Annotated in this window: 20 protein-coding genes; 14 read left to right on the forward strand and 6 right to left on the reverse strand. The window is 65.9% G+C overall.

Annotated features, from left to right (window positions below):
• Positions 1-34 precede the first annotated feature (34 nt).
• The 3 genes from ACZI8R_RS12150 to ACZI8R_RS12160 are packed head-to-tail and all read left to right on the forward strand — an operon-like array spanning position 35 to position 2,360.
• On the forward strand, positions 35-715 hold the full coding sequence (locus ACZI8R_RS12150; protein WP_463379871.1) for a helix-turn-helix transcriptional regulator: 681 nt from the start codon (positions 35-37) through the stop codon (positions 713-715).
• Positions 716-756: 41 nt separating this feature from the next.
• A complete protein-coding gene (locus ACZI8R_RS12155) occupies positions 757-1,836 on the forward strand; it encodes an NAD(P)H-dependent amine dehydrogenase family protein (protein WP_463379872.1) in 1,080 nt (359 codons plus the stop codon).
• Positions 1,833-2,360 (forward strand): carboxymuconolactone decarboxylase family protein, encoded by a 528-nt coding sequence (locus ACZI8R_RS12160; RefSeq protein ID WP_463379873.1) that lies wholly within the window; start codon positions 1,833-1,835, stop codon positions 2,358-2,360. The genes ACZI8R_RS12155 and ACZI8R_RS12160 overlap by 4 nt, the downstream gene beginning before the upstream one ends.
• On the opposite strand, the gene ACZI8R_RS12165 is transcribed toward ACZI8R_RS12160, so the two are convergent.
• Positions 2,344-2,631 carry a YiaA/YiaB family inner membrane protein gene (locus ACZI8R_RS12165; RefSeq protein ID WP_463379874.1) on the reverse strand — a complete coding sequence of 96 codons (288 nt, stop codon included), beginning with the start codon at positions 2,629-2,631 and terminating at the stop codon, positions 2,344-2,346. The genes ACZI8R_RS12160 and ACZI8R_RS12165 overlap by 17 nt on opposite strands.
• Before the next feature lie 209 nt (positions 2,632-2,840).
• Between ACZI8R_RS12165 and ACZI8R_RS12170 the strand changes: the two genes are divergently transcribed.
• Positions 2,841-3,248 carry a carboxymuconolactone decarboxylase family protein gene (locus ACZI8R_RS12170; protein ID WP_463379875.1) on the forward strand — a complete coding sequence of 136 codons (408 nt, stop codon included), beginning with the start codon at positions 2,841-2,843 and terminating at the stop codon, positions 3,246-3,248.
• 97 nt (positions 3,249-3,345) lie between these two features.
• Positions 3,346-4,554 (forward strand): macrolide family glycosyltransferase, encoded by a 1,209-nt coding sequence (locus ACZI8R_RS12175; RefSeq protein ID WP_463379876.1) that lies wholly within the window; start codon positions 3,346-3,348, stop codon positions 4,552-4,554.
• A 4-nt stretch (positions 4,555-4,558) separates the two neighbouring features.
• Here ACZI8R_RS12175 and ACZI8R_RS12180 read toward each other — a convergent pair whose 3' ends face one another.
• Positions 4,559-5,116, reverse strand: a complete 558-nt coding sequence (locus ACZI8R_RS12180) for a helix-turn-helix domain-containing protein (RefSeq protein WP_463379877.1) — start codon at positions 5,114-5,116, stop codon at positions 4,559-4,561.
• A gap of 63 nt (positions 5,117-5,179) precedes the next feature.
• Here ACZI8R_RS12180 and ACZI8R_RS12185 point away from each other — a divergent pair, with 63 nt between their 5' ends.
• The 9 genes from ACZI8R_RS12185 to purM all read left to right on the forward strand — a co-directional run bounded on the left by ACZI8R_RS12185 (position 5,180) and on the right by purM (position 15,694).
• The gene (locus tag ACZI8R_RS12185) at positions 5,180-5,872 is read left to right on the forward strand and encodes an AzlC family ABC transporter permease (RefSeq protein WP_463379878.1); all 693 of its coding nucleotides are present in this window, start codon (positions 5,180-5,182) and stop codon (positions 5,870-5,872) included.
• On the forward strand, positions 5,869-6,192 hold the full coding sequence (locus tag ACZI8R_RS12190) for an AzlD domain-containing protein (protein ID WP_463379879.1): 324 nt from the start codon (positions 5,869-5,871) through the stop codon (positions 6,190-6,192). The genes ACZI8R_RS12185 and ACZI8R_RS12190 overlap by 4 nt, the downstream gene beginning before the upstream one ends.
• Before the next feature lie 92 nt (positions 6,193-6,284).
• Positions 6,285-7,568, forward strand: a complete 1,284-nt coding sequence (locus ACZI8R_RS12195) for a M18 family aminopeptidase (RefSeq protein WP_463379880.1) — start codon at positions 6,285-6,287, stop codon at positions 7,566-7,568.
• Between the two features lie 100 nt (positions 7,569-7,668).
• Positions 7,669-9,951, forward strand: a complete 2,283-nt coding sequence (purL, locus tag ACZI8R_RS12200; RefSeq protein WP_463379881.1) for a phosphoribosylformylglycinamidine synthase subunit PurL — start codon at positions 7,669-7,671, stop codon at positions 9,949-9,951.
• Between the two features lie 3 nt (positions 9,952-9,954).
• Complete coding sequence (locus ACZI8R_RS12205) at positions 9,955-11,724, forward strand: alpha/beta hydrolase (RefSeq protein WP_463379882.1); 1,770 nt, start codon at positions 9,955-9,957, stop codon at positions 11,722-11,724.
• Positions 11,721-12,371 (forward strand): CPBP family glutamic-type intramembrane protease, encoded by a 651-nt coding sequence (locus tag ACZI8R_RS12210; RefSeq protein ID WP_463379883.1) that lies wholly within the window; start codon positions 11,721-11,723, stop codon positions 12,369-12,371. Before ACZI8R_RS12205 ends, ACZI8R_RS12210 begins: the two co-directional genes overlap by 4 nt.
• 9 nt (positions 12,372-12,380) lie before the next feature.
• Entirely contained in the window at positions 12,381-12,767 is a 387-nt protein-coding gene (locus tag ACZI8R_RS12215) for a sterol carrier family protein (RefSeq protein ID WP_463379884.1), read from the forward strand.
• Positions 12,768-12,891: 124 nt separating this feature from the next.
• Entirely contained in the window at positions 12,892-14,478 is a 1,587-nt protein-coding gene (gene purF, locus ACZI8R_RS12220; RefSeq protein ID WP_463379885.1) for an amidophosphoribosyltransferase, read from the forward strand.
• 136 nt (positions 14,479-14,614) lie between these two features.
• A complete protein-coding gene (purM, locus tag ACZI8R_RS12225) occupies positions 14,615-15,694 on the forward strand; it encodes a phosphoribosylformylglycinamidine cyclo-ligase (protein ID WP_463379886.1) in 1,080 nt (359 codons plus the stop codon).
• A 152-nt stretch (positions 15,695-15,846) separates the two neighbouring features.
• Here the strand turns inward: purM and ACZI8R_RS12230 are convergent, their stop codons facing one another.
• The 4 genes from ACZI8R_RS12230 to ygfZ form a co-directional block, all read right to left on the reverse strand.
• Positions 15,847-16,047 carry a DUF3073 domain-containing protein gene (locus ACZI8R_RS12230; protein ID WP_463379887.1) on the reverse strand — a complete coding sequence of 67 codons (201 nt, stop codon included), beginning with the start codon at positions 16,045-16,047 and terminating at the stop codon, positions 15,847-15,849.
• A 181-nt stretch (positions 16,048-16,228) separates the two neighbouring features.
• Positions 16,229-17,182: an asparaginase gene (locus ACZI8R_RS12235; protein ID WP_463379888.1), complete on the reverse strand. Its 954-nt coding sequence runs from the start codon at positions 17,180-17,182 to the stop codon at positions 16,229-16,231.
• Complete coding sequence (locus tag ACZI8R_RS12240) at positions 17,179-17,841, reverse strand: MOSC domain-containing protein (RefSeq protein ID WP_463379889.1); 663 nt, start codon at positions 17,839-17,841, stop codon at positions 17,179-17,181. Before ACZI8R_RS12240 ends, ACZI8R_RS12235 begins: the two co-directional genes overlap by 4 nt.
• Complete coding sequence (gene ygfZ / locus ACZI8R_RS12245; RefSeq protein ID WP_463379890.1) at positions 17,838-18,959, reverse strand: CAF17-like 4Fe-4S cluster assembly/insertion protein YgfZ; 1,122 nt, start codon at positions 18,957-18,959, stop codon at positions 17,838-17,840. Before ygfZ ends, ACZI8R_RS12240 begins: the two co-directional genes overlap by 4 nt.
• Between the last annotated feature and the right edge of the window lie 44 nt (positions 18,960-19,003).

Genomic DNA, 19,003 nt, shown 5'->3' on the forward strand with positions numbered 1-19,003 from the left:
TTTAGTCAACGAAAGTTAGTTTTACAATGGGGGCATGGACGCAAACTTGCAGTCGGAGGTTGCCGCTGTCTCTGTTCTCGACGAGCCGATACGGCGTCGTCTGTACGACTACGTCCGAAGGCAGAGTGCGGCGGTCGGACGTGACGACGCTGCACGAGAACTGGGGATCAACCGTCAGACCGCTGCGTTTCACCTCGACAAACTCGCGGACGAAGGCCTGTTGAGTGTCGAGTTCGCACGGCGAGACGGCCGGTCCGGGCCGGGGGCAGGTAGACCGTCCAAGCTCTACCGTCGTTCGAATCGTGAAGTATCCGTCCAGCTACCCGAGCGGGCCTACGAGTTGATCGGTCGACTCCTCGCATGTGCCATCGAAGATGCGGACGGCACAGGTGAATCGCCGCGTAAGGCGTTGCGGCGTCGCGCCCGCGAGTTCGGCGCCGAGTTGGGGGCGTCGGCAGAGCCTGGTCTGGCGGGATTGCTCGACAGCCTCGAAGGCTGCGGATACGAACCTCGTTACGAAAATGCCGAGATCAGCATGGTCAACTGTCCGTTTCACGCGATCTCGAGCACTCATACCGAACTGGTGTGCGGAATGAATCTCGAACTGATGGAAGGGGTGCTGGATTCAGGGCGATTCGATGGCTGTCTGGCTCGGCTGCGACCCGAAGAGGGTCGATGCTGCGTCACGGTGTCGATCAATGATGAGAATGCCTGATCAACCTCGGGAACCTGTTCTAGTTCGGTAGCGTCGGTCTCATGATCGGCACCGTCGTCTGGGGGACCGGAAACGTCGGCCGGGCGGCCATCCGTGCGGTGGTCGCCAACCCGGCGCTGACACTGTCTGCCGTAGTCGTGCACAACCCTGACAAAGTCGGGCGTGACGCCGGAGATCTCGCAGGACTGGGGCATCCGCTCGGTGTGGCCGCGACCGACGACGTCGACGCGGTGCTCGCAACCGAACCCGAGGCCGTCGTCTACGCCGCCTCCGGCGAAGTTCGTCCGGACGAAGCACTCGCCGATATCCTTCGTGCGATCGAGTACGGGGCAATTGTCGTCACGCCGGCGCTGTATGCGCTGTACGACCACCGCAGCGCCCCCGCCGAGGTGACGGAACCCGTCCACTCCGCGATATCAGCGGGTGGTGGATCGCTGTTCGTGTCGGGGGTGGACCCAGGCTGGGGCAACGACGTACTTCCACTTCTGCTCAGCGGTCTGGCGTCGACCATCGACGTCGTCAGATGTCAGGAAATCTTCGACTACTCGACGTACGACCAGCCTGATTCCGTCCGCTATCTCGTCGGGATGGGCCAGCCGATGGACTACGTGCCGCCGATGGTTGCGCCGACCGTCCCGACGATGGTGTGGGGCGGCCAGGTCCGTCTGATGGCGCGAGCGCTCGGTGTCGAACTCGACGAGATCCGCGAAACCCTCGATCGACGCGCTCTCGAGACGACGGTCGGCACCGCCACGATGGGGGAGTTCGAAGCCGGTACACAGGGGGCCTTGCGCTTCGAGGTGCAGGGAATCGTCGATGGTGAACCGCTCATCGTGATCGAGCACGTCACCCGGATTCATCCCTCGTGCGCACCCGACTGGCCGATGCCGCCCGACGGCGACGGCGCGCACCGGGTGGTGGTCGAAGGGCGCCCACACATCGAGGTGACCGTGGAAGCCACCGACGAAGGCGGAAGTAGGTCGGCAGGCGGAAATGCCACCGCGGTAGGGCGTTTGGTCAATGCAATCGATTGGCTCTTCGATTCACCTCCCGGACTCTACGACGCGCTGGACGTGCCGTTGCGTCCGGCGGTGGGCAAACTCGGAAGGAAGAAATCATGAGAATCGATGTGCCGGAAGGCAAGGACCCCGTCGGGTACGTGTGGGGCGAGATGGTGCCCGAGATCGGAATCGCGGCTTCGCAGTTCTCGATGTCGGTGTATGCCCACACGACCCTCGGCTTGCGTGAGTTCGAGGCCGCCCGGCTTCGCATCGCGCAGATCAACGGGTGCATCTTCTGTCTGGACTGGCGTACGGATCGCGACGGCGAGAAGGTGGACGACGGTTTCGCGGAGGCGGTGTCTGCCTGGCGAACGACCGACGAGTTCGACGCGCGCACCAGGCTGGCCGCCGAATACGCAGAGCGGTATGCGGTCGACCACCACAATCTGGACGACGAATTCTGGGCGAGGATGTTCGAGCACTACACCCAGGCTGAAGTCGTGGAACTGTCGATGGCCATCGGGTCGTGGTTGGCGTTCGGCCGGCTCAATCACGTGCTGGGAATCGATACTGCGTGCACGCTCCCGGCGCCGGATCCGAACCCCTCCGTCGGACCCGGCGAACCGGTCACGCCGCGGATTTGAACGGGTCGTGTTCCGCGATCAACTTCTCGAGCCGTGCTTCGTCGACTCGGCCCAGCACACTCGACACTTCCTGCTGGTCACGGACGACCTTCGCGAGTGTGAAAGCGCTGGTGACGAGGAATAGCAGGGTCATCGCGAGAAAAGCTCGCTGCCAGGCGTCGATCGGGAGATACGCGATCCCGAGTAGCGAACCGCCGAGACTGACGGCGAAGGCCAACGCGGCCTGAAAGAAGTAGGCGGAAGTGGTCTTGGTCGATGGCGTCGGTGTCATGGGAATCAGCCTGACGTGACCGGCGAATCGATTCCTGAGTAGGACTACCCGAGTTCACCGGGTATTTCCTCGAGCAGACTTGCGTTGGAGTGCGCTCCAACTCGTACCGTTCATGCATGACTGCAACGGCGAGTGACGGGGATCCCGGTCGACGCCGAAACCGCAGTGCAGCAACGCGTAACCACCGATCTCCCTCGAGAGGAATTCCTGTGACCACAGAAAGATATGACCGGGGCGTCGAGCTGATGGAGTCCGTTCAGGGACCGCAGGCAGCCACCGATATCCGCGACGCGTTCGACCGTCTCAGTCCCGATTTCGGGCGCTACGTCGTCGAAGCAGGGTTCGCCGACATCTACGGCCGCGAGGGTCTGAGTCTGCCGCAACGCCAGCTCCTCAATGTGGGTGTGCTCACCGCGATCGGTGGCGCCGAACCACAGCTGGCGACGCACATACGTGGCGCCCTCAACGTGGGCGTCACGCCTACCGAGATCGTCGAAGCGATCATTCACGTCGCGCTGTACGCAGGGCATCCCCGAACCGTGAACGGCCTGAATGTGGCAAAGCAAGTCTTCACCGAACGTGGGATAGAAATGCCGTCGGTTTCACACGAGCAGTAGTTCACGGAGCGAGGGCGGAATATTCCATCGACAGAGCGCAAAAGCGCTGAGATGGTAGGTCGAGACGATGCGTCTCGATTGGTGAAAGGTGTTCCCGATGTCCCGTAAACACATAGCGATGGTCAGCATTCCCGCGCCGGGGCATGTGAACCCGAGCCTCGAGATCATCAGGGAGTTGGTGGGGCGTGGTTATCGCGTGACGTATGCCAACGATCCGTCGATGGAGTCCGTCATCGCCGCGACGGGCGCCGAGTTGCGGCCGTTCGAGTCCACCTTGCCCAAGATCAACCACTCGGGTGCGACCGAGGACTCGAAGGAGAAGTCCTGGGACGGCGATGCGATCGACGCGTTGACGTTGTTCCAAGAGGAATACGAATCGATGCTCCCGCAGCTTCGGGAGCACTACGAGAACGACAAGCCGGACCTGTTCCTCTATGACATTGCAGGTGGGCCGGCGCGAATTCTGGCCGAGGAGTGGGGGATTCCGATCGTGCAGCTCTCGCCGACCTACGTGGCGTGGGAGGGGTATGAGGAGGACATGGCTCCCATACTCGACGAGATGAGAGCCGACCCGCGTGGTGCCGCCTACTACGCGCGGCAGGCGAAGTTTCTGGTCGACAACGGTGTGACCATGCCCGCCGATCAGTTCTTCGGACGGCCGGAACGCGCGGTCGTCCTGGTGGCAAAGTCCTTGCAGCCCAATGCGGATCGCGTGAACGAGTCGGTGTACACCTTCGTGGGCCCGGCGTTGCCGACCAGCAGGTCGGGCGACGGTGAATGGACCCGCCCGTCCGATGCGCGGAACGTTCTGCTGATCTCGCTCGGTACGGCGTACACCGACAAGGTCGAGTTCTATCAGCGGTGTATCGAGGCGTTCGGGACGCTGACCGACTGGCACGTCGTGCTGCAGATAGGCCGACAGGTGGATGCCGATCTGTTGGGCCCGATTCCGGCGAACTTCGAGGTACATCGTTGGGTGCCCCAATTCGACATCCTGCGCCAGGCGGACGCGTTCGTCACTCATGCCGGGATGGGTGGTTCGAGCGAAGGGATGTTCACGGGGACGCCGATGATCGCGGTCCCGCAGGCGGTGGATCAGTTCGAGAACGCGGATGCGTTGGTTGCTGCTGGCGTGGGGGTGCGACTCGACGCAGACGTGGCGACGGTCGCCGAATTGCGGGAAGCTTTGGCGCAGATCGCTTCCGAGTCGACCCGTGGGCGCAGCGCCGAGCTGGCGGCCGAACTGCGGGAGGCCGGCGGCGCGGCGCGTGCTGTGGAAATCATCGAAGACGCAGTGCCCGGCTGATCCGTCAGGTGTGTTCGGAGATCAACACCGCGTGCGTTCCCGGGTCGAGTGCGCGGAAGATGTGTGGAACGTCGCCGGGGTAGGCGATGTAGTCGCCCGGTCCGAGCTCGACCGGGTCGTCGGCGACCCCGACGAGCGCACGGCCCGCTCCCATGACTACGTGCTCGACGAGGCCGTGCATGTGGGGGTCCGATTTACGTCCCGGGCCCGGCTCCGCATCGATGCGGTACACGTCACGGCGCGCGTTCGGTGGGCACGAGGAGACGAGCGTCGCCCGGTAGGCAGCCTTTTCGGAGGCAACGCCCGGTCCTTCGCCTGCGCGGATCACGTGCACGCGGGGCTTGGGCGGGTCGACGATGTGCGCGAAGGGGACGTCCAGCGCCACGCATAGTGCCCACAGGGTTTCGACGCTCGGGTTGCCGGTTCCGGACTCGAGCTGAGAAAGGGTGGACTTCGCGACACCCGCCCGTCGGGCCACCTCGGTGAGTGAGAGACCCGCGCGGGCACGTTCGCGCTTGAGGGACGTGGCGATCACCTCGAGCGGGGCGTTTCCATCCGTCATGTTCGCTCCATCGGTCGTCTGTTCGGCTTGACGAACACACTGAATCTGTTCACCATAAAGTCTATGCGTTCGATGTGGCGAACAGCCGACAAGTCTCTGGTGCGAAACATCGCACTGGTGTGTCTTGCGGACGGAATCGTCGGCATCTCGTACGGCGCGATCGCAGTCAGTTCGGGACTCGAGATCTGGGTGCCGATTCTGCTCAGCGTCGTGGTGTTGGCCGGCGCATCCGAATTCTTGTTCGTCGGCATCGTGGCTTCCGGCGGAAGCCTGGCGGCGGCGACGGTCGCGGGTCTGGTCGTGAACGCTCGCCACCTGCCGTTCGGTCTCGCAGTGGGAAATGTCGTCGGAAGCGGCAAGACGCGCCTTGCCGGCAGCCATCTCATGAACGACGAGTCCGTCGTCTTCGCGCTGGGCGAGCGCGAAGAACATCGCAAGCGGGCCGCCTATTGGATCTGCGGTATCGGGATTCTGATCTGCTGGCCGATCGGTGCGGCAATCGGAGCGCTCGGTGGCGGACTCCTCGGCGGGGGCGATATCGCTGCCGATACAGCTGCATTGGGTCTCGACGCGATGTTCCCTGCAGTGCTGCTCGCGCTGGTGATGCCCGCTCTGCGTGAGACGGACACCCGTCGGCCCGCGCTGGTGGGTGCCGGAATCGCGCTGATGCTGACGCCGTTCCTTCCCGTCGGACTCCCGGTCCTTTTGGCACTGGCCGGATTGCTGGTGCTGGTCCCGAGGCGGGTGTTCCGATGACGCTCGCGATCGGGCCGTTGCTGGTGGCCGTGGCGGTTCTGGCCCTGGGGACCTTTGCGTTTCGATACGCCGGTCCGGCCTTGCGCAAGCGTGGGGTCCCACCGCATGTGCAGACCGTGCTGGCCACTGCGGCCACGCTGCTTCTGTTCGCCGTGGCGGTGACGTCGGCGGTGACCGAGGACCAGGAGTTCGCCGGGTTCGCGCGGCCGTTGGGAGTTGTGGTGGCCGGCGTCCTGGCGTGGAAGAAGGCGCCGTTCGTGGTGGTCGTCCTGTCCGCAGCAGTGACCGCTGCCGCTCTGCGGCTGGTCGGAATCGCCTGACACCCCGCCCACCGCTGGACGAATGGAACATTCGTCCAGTCAGATCGGACGGGCGTCGCGTTCGTCCGAAGGGGGCGGGGCATGATGTGGGCATGTCTTCCACCACGTGGGCCGACGCCCGAGGACTCTGTACCTTCGTCGACGCATCGCCGTCCCCGTTCCACGTGTGCGCCACCGTGTCGGTGATGCTCGAGGGAGCGGGATTCACCCGCCTCGACGAACGCGAGTCGTGGCCGACCGAACCGGGCAAGTACTACCTCGTTCGCGGTGGATCGCTCATCGCGTGGAGCACCGAGCGGGTGAACAGAACGGCTCCGTTCCGGATCGTGGGTGGCCACACCGACAGCCCCAACCTTCGGGTGAAACAACACCCGGACCTGGTGTCCGCGGGGTGGCAGATGGTCGGCCTCGAGCCGTACGGGGGAGCGTGGCTCAACTCGTGGCTCGATCGCGATCTCGGTATCTCGGGTCGTATCAGCGTGCGCGTCGGCAACACCGTCGAAGAGAAACTCGTGCGCGTCGACGAACCGATCCTCCGCGTTCCGCAACTCGCCATTCACCTGTCGGAGGACCGCAAGGGTGTGCACCTCGATCCGCAACGGCACGTCAATGCGGTGTGGGGCGTGGGCTCCGAGGCGCGCTCGTTCATAGAGTTCGTCGCCGAGAAGGCAGAGGTCCCGGCGGACACCGTTCTCGGGTGGGAACTGATGACACACGATCTGGCGCCCAGCACAGTGGTGGGCACCGACGAGAGCCTCGTCAGCGCGCCTCGCCTCGACAATCAGGGCACCTGCTATGCCGGAACCCAGGCGCTGCTCGCCGCCGCCGAATTTCCCGGCGACCACGTTCCCGTCCTCGCCCTCTTCGACCACGAAGAGGTCGGCAGCATGTCCGACCGCGGCGCTTTTTCTGATCTGTTGAGCACGGTCCTCGAGCGGATCGTGATCGGTCGTGGCGGCGGCCGTGAGGAGTTCTTGCAGGTCATGGCCGGTTCGGTGTGTGCCTCGGGCGATATGGCCCATGCCACGCATCCCAACTACCCGGACCGTCACGAGCCTGCTCACCGGATCGCCGTCAACGGTGGCCCCGTTCTGAAGGTCAACCAGAATCTTCGCTACGCCACCGACTCGGCTGGGGCCGGCGCTTTCGCGGTGGCCTGCGATCAGGCCGGCGTGCCACTGCAGCGCTACGTGCACCGCGCCGACCTGCCGTGTGGCTCGACGATCGGGCCCATCACCGCCTCGCGCACCGGCCTGTCGACGGTCGACGTGGGGGCGGCGCAACTCGGCATGCATTCGTCTCGCGAACTCATGGGGGCGTGGGACGTTCGCGCCTACTCGGACGCCCTCGCGGCGTTCCTGACACCCACCGGATGATGCGACGGCGATCCCTCGCGCTCATCCGGCTAGACTTCGTGCAGGCAGCGCGACGCCGAGCCTGCCGTTCGATCCCCACAGGGAAGGGACCCCACGCCCAGTGTCTCCGCAGGTAGATACCGTCACGCACGCAGTCGACACCCCAGATGTGGACCAGCCGTTCAAAGAGCTGGGCCTCAAGGACGACGAGTACGCCCGCGTCAAGGAGATCCTCGGTCGCCGTCCGACGGATGCCGAGCTCGCGATGTACTCGGTGATGTGGAGCGAGCACTGCTCCTACAAGTCCTCGAAGGTTCACCTCAAGTACTTCGGCGAGACCACCACGGACGAGATGCGGTCCTCGATGCTCGCGGGTATCGGAGAGAACGCCGGTGTCGTCGACATCGGTGACGGCTGGGCCGTCACGTTCAAGGTCGAGAGCCACAACCACCCGTCGTACGTCGAGCCCTACCAGGGTGCGGCCACGGGCGTCGGCGGCATCGTCCGCGACATCATGGCGATGGGTGCGCGTCCGATCGCGGTCATGGATCAGCTCCGGTTCGGTGCGGCAGATGCGCCCGACACCAGGCGGGTCGTCGACGGTGTGGTGCGCGGCGTGGGCGGCTACGGCAACTCGCTCGGCCTCCCCAACGTCGGCGGTGAGACGGTGTTCGACGCGTCGTACGCCGGTAACCCCCTCGTCAACGCACTCTGTGCCGGTGCCATGCGCGTCGAGGACCTTCACCTCGCCTTCGCTTCCGGTGCGGGTAACAAGATCATCCTGTTCGGCGCGCGCACCGGTCTCGACGGCATCGGCGGCGTCTCCGTGCTGGCGTCGGAGACGTTCGACGAGTCCGCGGATGGCGGCCGCCCGAAGAAGCTGCCGGCAGTCCAGGTGGGTGACCCCTTCACCGAGAAGGTCCTCATCGAGTGCTGCCTCGACTTGTACCGCGAACGCCTGGTCGTCGGTATTCAGGACCTCGGCGGTGCCGGGCTCTCCTGTGCCACGTCGGAGTTGGCTGCGGCCGGTGACGGCGGCATGCACATCAACCTCGAGCAGGTTCCGATGCGAGCCACCGGCATGACCGCCGCGGAGGTGCTCTCGAGCGAGTCGCAGGAGCGCATGTGCGCCGTGGTGACGCCCGAGAACGTCGATGCGTTCATGGCGGTTTGCAAGAAGTGGGACGTTCTCGCCACCGTGATCGGTGAGGTCACCGACGGCGAGCACCTCGTCATCGACTGGCACGGCGAGACCGTCGTCGATGTTCCCCCGCGCACAGTTGCGCACGAAGGTCCCGTGTACGAGCGGCCGGTGCAGCGTCCCGATTCGCAGGACGCGCTGATCGCGAACACCACGAAGGACCTGAAGCGACCCGAGACCGCGGACGAGCTCCGGGCCACGCTGCTGAAGATGATCTCCTCGCCGGCGTTGTGCAGCCGCAAGTGGATCACCGAGCAGTACGACAGGTACGTGCGCGGCAACACCGTTCTCGCCGAGCAGGCGGACTCGGGTGTGATTCGGGTGGACGAGAAGACCGGCCGCGGTATCGCCTTGGCCACGGACGCGTCGGGCCGGTACACCGCTCTCGACCCGTACAACGGTGCGAGGCTGGCGCTTGCCGAGGCGTTCCGCAACGTTGCGGTCACCGGCTCCACCCCGAAGGCCGTCAGCAACTGCCTCAACTTCGGTTCTCCGGAAGACCCGGGCGTCATGTGGCAGTTCCAGCAGGCCGTGCGCGGACTGGCGGACGGCTGCGCCGAACTCGGCATCCCCGTCACGGGCGGCAACGTCAGCTTCTACAACCAGACCGGCTCGACCGCGATTCATCCGACTCCGGTCGTTGCCGTCCTCGGTGTGATCGACGACGTGCACCGCCGCATCCCGACCGGAATCGGCCTGGAGCCGGGGGAGACGCTGATCCTGCTGGGCGACACTCACGACGAGTTCGACGGTTCCATCTGGTCGCAGGTCGAACACGATCACCTCGGCGGCGTTCCGCCGAAGGTGGATCTGCAGCGCGAGCAGTTGCTCGCCGACATCCTGCTCGCCGGTTCCCGGGACGGACTCGTCACGGCCGCCCACGACCTTTCCGAAGGTGGTCTGGCGCAAGCCGTGATCGAGGCAGCACTCGCGGGTGAGACCGGTTGCCGGGTGCTGCTTCCCGAGGATGCAGACCCGTTCGTGACGCTCTTCTCCGAGTCCGCAGGCCGGGTCTTGGTCGCGGTCCCGCGGACCGAAGAAACTCGCTTTACGGGTATGTGCACCGCCCGTAACCTTCCGTGGGTGCGTATCGGTGTGGTCGACGAGGGGAGTGACTCCGTGGAGATTCAGGGTCAGTTCTCGCTCACACTCGACGAGCTCCGGAAGGCGCACGAAGGAACTCTTCCGACGCTGTTCGGATGATGCGTGGCCGCGCCGGGTCTGCTGTCGAAGCGTGACGCCAATCCTCGGGTCTTCCCGAGGCTTGCCGACCCGGCGCGCCTGCACGGCCCGGTGCTCGACCGAGTGTGGGATCGCCTGCGCCTCGACTTCACCGGCATCGCCTTCGCGGCGCTGTTCTTCTGCTGGTCGCTCACCCCGTCGTTGCTTCCGCGTGACTGGCTGTTCCAAGGCCTGATCGGGGGAATCAACGCTGCGATCGGGTATGCCGTGGGCGTTCTGGTCAGCAAGGCCGCACATCGGTGGTTCCTGAACGGTCGTCGCTGGTGGCCGCTGCCCGAACCGTGGGGCACAGGTCTGCGGGTGTTCACGGTGGTGAGCTCCGTGTCGGTGTCGGTCGTCGTGCTGGTGTATTCGGCCGGGTGGCAGCGTCATATCGCGACGTTGATGGGCGCGGAAGGCACGACCACGTCCGGATACATCCGCACCGGCGGACTCAGCCTGCTGGTAGCTGCCGCGATCGTGCTGACGTGGCGAGGCATGCGCGAGATCGTGCGTGCGATTGCCGCCCGCTTGATCCGACGCCTGCGCTTGTCGATACCGGTAGCGACCACGATCGCCGTCGCCGTCGTCGTCGTGGCAGCGGTTCTCCTCGTGGACGGCGTGCTCGTCCGCGGAATCTATGCCGGCACGAACCAGATATTCAGTCTGCAGAACACCACCACGAGGGACGGTGCAGATCAGCCGACGGCGCCCGAGAAGTCGGGAAGTCCGCAGTCCGAGGCGTCGTGGGATTCCCTCGGCTTCGAAGGCCGAAATTTCGTTTCGCGCGGGTTGGATGCCCGAGAACTGTCCGAGGTCAACGAGACTCCCGCGAAGGAACCGATCCGCGTGTACGCGGGACTCGACACCGCAGAGGATTCCGACGCCAGGATGGACGTGGTGATCGACGAACTCGAGCGTACGGGCGCCTTCGATCGCAGTGTGCTCGTCGTCATTCCGACAACGGGTACCGGCTGGGTCAACCCGACGGCCGCCCAGGCGATCGAACTCGTTCACAACGGCGACAGCGCGCTGGTCGCCAGCCAGTACTCGTTCCTGCCGAGCTGGATCTCCTTTCTCGCCGACCGCGACAAGGCCCAGGCAGCGGGCAAGGAACTGATCGACCGGATTCACGAGAGGTGGCTGCAGGAGCCGGAAGCTACGCGGCCCAAATTGTTGGTCTACGGCGAGAGTCTCGGAACGCAGGCAGGTGAGGGCGCTTTCGACACCGTCTCCGACATTCGCAGCACCGTCGACGGGGTGCTGTGGGTGGGCCCACCGAACTCGAATCGCTTGTGGAGTCAGCTCATCGCCCGGCGCGACCCCGGGACGTCCGAGGTGGAGCCGGAGTATGCGAGCGGGCTGACCGTTCGGTTCGCGGACGACGCGCGTGACCTCCACGACGAGCAGGGCGAGTGGCTGCCACCACGGATTCTGTACGTCCAGCACCCGTCGGACCCGGTGGTGTGGTGGTCACCCGACCTGATGTTCAGCCGGCCGGACTGGTTGAAGGAAACACCAGGCTTCGACCGCAGCGCATCCATGAAGTGGTTCCCGTTCGTGACGTTCTGGCAGGTGTCCGCCGATCTCACGAACGCGGCCGGAGTTCCGGACGGGCACGGACACAACTACGGCTCCCTCGTGCTGGACGGCTGGGTGACCGTGGCGCAGCCGGAGGGCTGGACCCCCGCGGACACCGAGCGTGTGCGTGCCGAACTCGACATCCTTCGTGACACGGAGGGCCCGGAGAAGTGAGCCGAGTGGGCTCGCTCGCGTTGGCCGTCGCCCTGGTGGGGTGGAACAACGTGGTCTTGCCGCGTCTGCGATTGCCGGCTCGCCGCCGGGCGCTCGTCAACGGAGCTGTCGGCGTCGGACTTACAGCGGCGGCCGCGACGCGGCACCGGTCGAGGGAACTCGGGCTGTCGGCGGGGCGGATACTCGATGGCATCCGAATCGGCGTTCTCGCTTCGGCGGTACCGGCGGCTGTAATGGCGCTGGCGTCTGCGATCCCGAGTGCGCGTTCGAGGCTGCGCCGATCCACCCCGCGCGGTGACTTCGGTGAATGGCTGCTGCTGCACATCCCGGTCGGGACGGTGCTGGCAGAGGAACTGATGTTCCGCAGCGTGCTGTCGGCGTCCCTGCGGTCGAACTGGCGGAGAAACCACGCGATCGCGATCCACGCCGCTGCCTTCGGCCTCTGGCACGTCCATCCGGCCCGGGCCGCGGGCGACAACGTCCTCGGCACCGTCTCGTTCACCGCAGCTTCCGCAGTGCTGTTCGAGGGACTCCGCACCCGCAGCGGCAGCGTGGTCGCACCCGCGCTGCTGCATCTCACCGTCAACGTCGGCGGAGCCCTCCTTACGGCCGGTATCGGCGGAGCCCTCCGGGCGGGGCCGCAGTAGATTGGACGTATGCCTCCACGTCGCGCCGCAGATCCCGCAGAGTTCCGGGCGGCGATCCACGATGTCGCGGACTGGTTGCGCAACGACGAACAACCTCGTCCGCCCCGTGATCGTCTCGCCGCGGCTGTGCGCCTGAGCGCGAGGACTCTCGAACAGGTGGCCCCGGGGTCGAGTGTCGAGGTGCGAGTCCCGCCGTTCGTTGCGGTGCAGTGCATCGAGGGGCCCAGGCATACTCGGGGCACGCCACCCAACGTCGTCGAGACGGATCCTCGAACGTGGCTGTCGATCGTGACCGGCTTGCTCGAGTTCGATGCAGCCGTCGGAGACGGGCGCATCGTGGCCTCCGGGAGTCGAGCGTCCGACGTCGCTCACTGGTTGCCGTTGCTTCCGCTGTGAGCGCCGTCGTGGATGACCTCGGGTGCATCGTGGAAGTGTTGCCCGACACCCTTGGCGCGGGGAGTGCCTCGCAGCCCGTAGACTGTTGCATGCCCCCCAGCCCAGCCACTAAAGGGAGCGCCCGGTGACTCGAGCCGACCTGTCGGTCAACAGTCCGAATCTCCTCACCTCGACTCCGCTCGACGAGGACGAGAACGAGCCCCGCGAAGAATGCGGGGTATTCGGTGTGTGGGCCCCCGGCGAGGATGTGGCCAAGCTCTCTTATTACGCCCTCTATGCGCTGCAGCACCGTGGTCAGGAGGCTGCGGGCATTGCCGTCGCCGACGGCTCCCAGGTGCTCGTCTTCAAAGATCTCGGTCTGGTCAGTCAGGTGTTCGACGAGCAGACCCTTGCCGCAATGCCCGGTCACGTGGCAGTCGGCCATTGTCGATATTCCACGACCGGATCCACTACCTGGGAGAACGCGCAGCCGATCTTCCGGCCGACTGCAGCGGGCAGTGGGCTCGCTCTCGGCCACAACGGCAACCTGGTGAACACCGCCGAGCTCGCTGAACGAGCACGCGCAGCCGGCCTCGTGGACAGCAAGCGCCCTGGCGGCGCCACTTCCGACTCCGACATCGTGGGTGCACTCCTCGCGGATGCGGCGACCGACACCACCATCGAGCAGGCAGCGATGAAGCTCCTGCCGACTCTGCGCGGTGCGTTCTGCCTGACCTTCATGGACGAGAACACCCTGTACGCGGCTCGCGACCCGCACGGCGTCCGACCGCTGTGCCTGGGACGACTCGATCGCGGTTGGGTGGTCGCCAGCGAGACGGCCGCTCTCGACATCGTCGGTGCGTCGTTCGTTCGCGACATCGAGCCCGGCGAGCTGCTCGCGATCGACGCCGACGGAGTTCGTTCGTCGCGATTCGCGAATCCCGAGCCCAAGGGTTGCGTGTTCGAGTACGTCTACCTCGCACGACCGGACAGCGTGATCGCCGGTCGGTCGGTGCACTCCACCCGGGTCGAGATCGGACGCCGCCTCGCCCGCGAGCATCCCGCCGAGGGCGATCTGGTGATCCCCGTGCCGGAATCAGGCACACCGGCCGCAGTGGGTTACGCACAGGGCTCCGGCATCCCCTACGGCCAGGGCCTGATGAAGAACGCCTACGTCGGGCGTACCTTCATCCAGCCCTCGCAGACCATTCGCCAGCTCGGCATCCGGCTCAAGCTGAACCCGCTGAAAGAAGTCATCCGCGGCAAGCGGCTGGTCGTCGTGGACGATTCGATCGTTCGTGGCAACACCCAGCGGGCTCTCATCCGGATGCTCCGTGAGGCCGGTGCGCTCGAGATCCACGTCCGTATCGCCTCGCCTCCCGTGAAATGGCCGTGCTTCTACGGGATCGACTTCGCCTCACCCGCGGAGCTCATCGCCAACGGCGCAGGTAGCACCACCGATGGTCCGACCAGCTTCGACGAGATGCTCGAAGGCGTTCGACGTTCGGTCGGCGCGGACACTCTCGGTTACATCTCCATCGACGGCATGGTCGCGGCAACCGAGCAGCCGTCGAGTCGGCTGTGTGCCGCCTGCTTCGACGGTGAGTACCCGATCGCCCTGCCCACCGAGACCGCGATCGGCAAGAACGTTCTGGAAGGCATGCTCGACAGCACCGCCGGTTCGGCTGCCACTCGGGTGAACGACAACGCCGACGCCCTGAGTCGCCCGTAGCGTTTCGCAGTTACCGAGTTCGACGGACACGGCAGCAGGCCAGACCTCCTCCGGTACCGTAAGAGCGCGATCGGCTGGCCGAACGCGCCGCAATCTTCCTTTTCGACGAGCAACACGAGGCTGGAGTAACAACCGCATGACCGAGGATCCGACAAGTCGCCCAGGCGCTTCCTACGCTGCCGCTGGAGTGGACATCGCCGCCGGCGATCGGGCAGTGGAGCTCTTCGCGCCGCTGGCGAAGAAGGCCAGTCGCCCCGAGGTCATGGGTGGTCTCGGCGGATTCGCCGGCCTGTTCTCGCTCAAGGGTGACTACAAGGAGCCACTGCTCGCCGCCTCCACCGATGGAGTGGGCACCAAGCTCGCGGTGGCGCAGGCTCTCGACAAGCACGACACCGTCGGACTCGACCTCGTCGCGATGGTCGTGGACGATCTCGTGGTGTGCGGCGCCGAGCCCCTCTTCCTGCAGGATTACATCGCAGTCGGACGAGTGGTTCCGGAACGGGTCGCGGAGTTGGTCGGCGGTATCGCCGAGGGCTGCATTCAGGCAGGCTGCGCACTGCTCGGTGGCGAGACCGCCGAGCATCCCGGTGTGATGGCCGACGGCGACTACGACCTGTCGGCGACCGGTATCGGTGTCGTGGAGGCCGACCAGGTTCTCGGGCCCGACCGCGTGCGCCCCGGTGACGTCGTCATCGGCATGGGGGCATCCGGGCTGCACTCGAACGGCTACTCGCTGGCCCGCAAGGTTCTCCTCGACATCGACCGGATGAGCCTCACCGCGCACGTCGACGAGTTCGGTCGCACGCTCGGTGAAGAGATGCTCGAGCCGACCAAGATCTATGCCAAGGACTGCCTCGCGCTTGCCGCCGAGACCGACGTGCGCACGTTCTGCCACGTCACCGGCGGTGGCCTCGCGAACAATCTCGCTCGCGTGATGCCCAAGGGACTCGTTGCGGAACTCGACCGCGGTACCTGGAGTCCTGCGGCCATTTTCGCGATGATCGCCCAGCGTGGTCGGGTCGAGCGTGCCGAGATGGAGCAGACGTTCAACATGGGCGTCGGCATGGTGGCCATCGTTGCGCCGGAGGACGTCGATCGCGCTCTCGCGGTGCTCACGGCCCGGCACATCGAGTGCTGGACTCTCGGCAGCGTCAAGAAGGCGCAGGACGCGTCCGCTGTGCGCGCCGTGCTGGCTGGAGATCACCCGCGCTTCTGACCGAAGCCTTCGGAGAATCTCGAACGAAATGCAGAAGTGAGGGGGAGCCGGTCCGGCTCCCCCTCACTTCTTGCGTTCGTGGCTGGCATTCGCCTGTGGTGTGCACGAGGCGGATGCCGTCCGAGTTCGGCGTACTTCAGCCGAACTGCGGCTCAGCGCCAGTCGTCGTCATCATCCTCTCGGGCATGGCCGTCCCTGTCGGATAGCGGGTCCGGAAGAGGACCGCTCCGATGCGAACTGGACGACCCACCTGTGAGCTCCCGTTGAAGGCTGTCGAAGTCCGTGGTCGGTACGCTGTACTTCAACTCGCGTGCAACCTTGGTCTGCTTTGCCTTAGCCCGGCCGCGGCCCATGGCTGACCCCCTCGCGCTTTCGCGGGGCGGCCTGGGGAATTTGGCGGCCCCGTTTGAGTGTGTAAGTTTCCTGCCACACACTCTAGCGTGGAAATCTCGCTTCCGCTTCCATCATGCCTCTGCGGACGTGTCTGGTTTGTCTCACCGAGCCTGCGAACTGGACAGATGCGGATTCAAGCAGTCAGAAGATGCCGGGAATCGCCCGGACGGTTCCGACTCGGACCCCGCCACCGAGCACCGGAAGCGATGCGAGCGCCGCGAGATCCTCCGTCCACTCCGCTCCCACGTGGTGCGCGAGGGCTGCCGCCATCGGAAGCAGCGCCCGTTCGTGGCCGTCGTCGATCTTCACCGCGAACGCCGAGCCGTCAGGTAGCGCACCGGCGTAGATCCCGTCCGCACCCGACTTGCAGAACAATCCGGGGACCGTGGGCATGAGGCGTGCCTCGCTGCGGTCGGTCCCGGAGAGCAGCCGGGGATGTTCGCGAGCGGCGTCCGCGACGGCTCGCTCGGGGGAGTCCGGTGCGGCTGTGACGAGCGTCGAGTACACCCGGGCCAAGTGGGTGAGTGACAGTGGAACGATGGGAAGGCCGCATCCGTCGATACCCAATTCGGGTTCGGCCTCGCCGCTGATGGTCGCGAAGCTCTCCACGACGGCCTGCTGAAGTGGATGGCCGGATTCCAGATAGCTGTCGAGGGGCCAATCGTTGACGACGCAGGTTGCCAGCATCGCGGCGTGCTTACCCGAGCAACCCATGTAGATCGGCTGGGGTAGCTCGCCGCCGGCGACGAGTTCGGCGCGGGCGAATTCGTTCAGCGGAAGCTCGGGTGGGCACCGAAGCAGATCGGCCGTCAAGCCGTATCGAGCGAGGATGCGCTCGACCAACTCGATGTGGTCCGACTCGCCGGAATGAGAGGCCGTGGCGATGGCCAGCTCCGCCGTGCTCTCCGGAACGAATCCGTTGCGGAGAAGCGTGACGGCCTGCAGGGGCTTGTTGGCCGACCGTGGGTAGATCGGGGTGTGCGTCTCGCCGAGCGTGAGCGCAACTTCACCGTCGGGCCGCGACACCACGACCGAACCGCGGTGTACGCACTCCCGGACGCCGGATCGGACGACTTCGACAAGTTCGACGCTCAATAGGTGACCCGCACTTCCAGTCCCGCCAGTCGCTTCCTGGCTTTCTCTGCTACCGAAGGTGAGAGGTTGCTCGCTTGTTCGAGCAGGGCCGTGAGCCGGCCGGGATCGCGGCCGGTGAACAGATCGCGCACCGTGACCCCGTGGTCGGGGACCGACACCCGCTCCACCGGATCCCCGGCGCGGATCGAACCGGTGGTCACCACGCTCAGGTAGGCGCCGGTGTCGCCGCGTTCGGAGAACCGTGCCACCCAGCGCGGTTCCTGTGCCCACACCCCGAATGTGCCGCAGGGGGTTCGCGGTCCGGTCACCTCGAGCTCGGTGGACGAGCCGATCCGCCACCGCTCGCCGATCACCGCATCGGTGACGTGAAGGCCGGCGATGCGAATGTTCTCGCCGAACCACCCGTACGGCAGAACGCGGCCGAGTTCCTGCTCCCACCGGGCCGCCTCGGCCGAGTCGTATGCGTATACGGCTTTGAAGGTCCCGCCGTGATGCTCGGTGTCACAGACGTAGTCGCCCGCAAGTCCGGCCTCGTCGACCCGGACCGGGCCGTCGACCGGGCGTTTGTCGATGGCGGTGCGGGGAACGCGTCTGGTTCCGCTGTCCCGCTCGGTGTGCAGGACGCAGACTACTTCGACGACCCCCGGAGAGACGGTCATCGGCCGCGCAGTTTCTCCACCGCGGCGCGACCCGCCTGGATTCGATCGTCCACCGCGTCGGTCTCGGCGTCGATCGATGCGGCGACGGTGCCGGCCAGCAGTTCGGTGTCGGCGGGAATAGCCCGCTTGACGAGTGCAAGTGCGATGGGGCCCAGCTCGTGGTGATCCACGACGGTGCCCACCCGGCCGACTGCTCGACCGCCCGCGGTGAGGGTGTCGCCGATCTCGGGGCGAGAGTCGGCGCTGCCGTCGAGATGCAGGAGAACCAGACGCCGCGGCGGCTTCCCGAGGTTGTGCACACGCGCCACCGTTTCCTGGCCGCGGTAGCACCCCTTCTCGAGATGCACTGCGCCCTGCTCCTCGGGCGTGCCGACCCAGCGAACTTCGTGCGGAATGGTTCGCTCGTCGGTGTCGAGGCCCAGTCGAGGGCGAACAGCGGCAACCCGCAAGGCCTCGTAGGCCCACGTGCCTGCCGGTGCGGCGCCCGCTGTGGTGAGCTTGCTCCACCACTCGGTGAGGTGATCGCGCGGCACCAGCACGTCGTACGCACTTGCGGTGGGTCCCGGCATCCGGCGAACGAAGCCGCCTTCGGGGAGGGGAGTGGCCGCATAGACGTCGTCCGGTGCCGTGACACCGGCGGCCGCGAGAACACCTGCCGACTCGGGGCCGAGGACGCTCAGTACGGCGAGCTCGTTGCCCTCACGCGGTTCGGCCTTCGCCCAGAACACCATCTTCTTCAGGAAGTTCAGTAGATCCGGGCCGCGCTCCGCCTCGGTGTCGATCCACGTCACGTCGCCGATATCGGTCTGGACGAAGTGGTGCTCGATTCGCCCGTTGATGTCGAGGCTGAGATTCTCGGCGCTGGTGGAATCGGGCAGCTCGGCCACGTGCTGACTGGAGATGGTGTGCAACCAGGTCAGTCGTTCGGCGCCACCGATTGCGATGACGAAACGGTGAGACCTGTCCACGACGGCGGATGCGCGCTCGGCGGAGCGCTGCTCACCCAGCGGATCGCCGTGATGCCAGGGAACCCCGGCATCGGGCGAATCCTCGGGCGGCGGTACCGCGCCGGGCACGGAGAGCAGGACACTGGCAGCTACGGAATCGTTGACGACCACGCACCCAGTCTAGGGATTGCGAGGATTGTCTGCCGATAGGCTGA

This window comes from Rhodococcus huquni, from assembly GCF_055231055.1.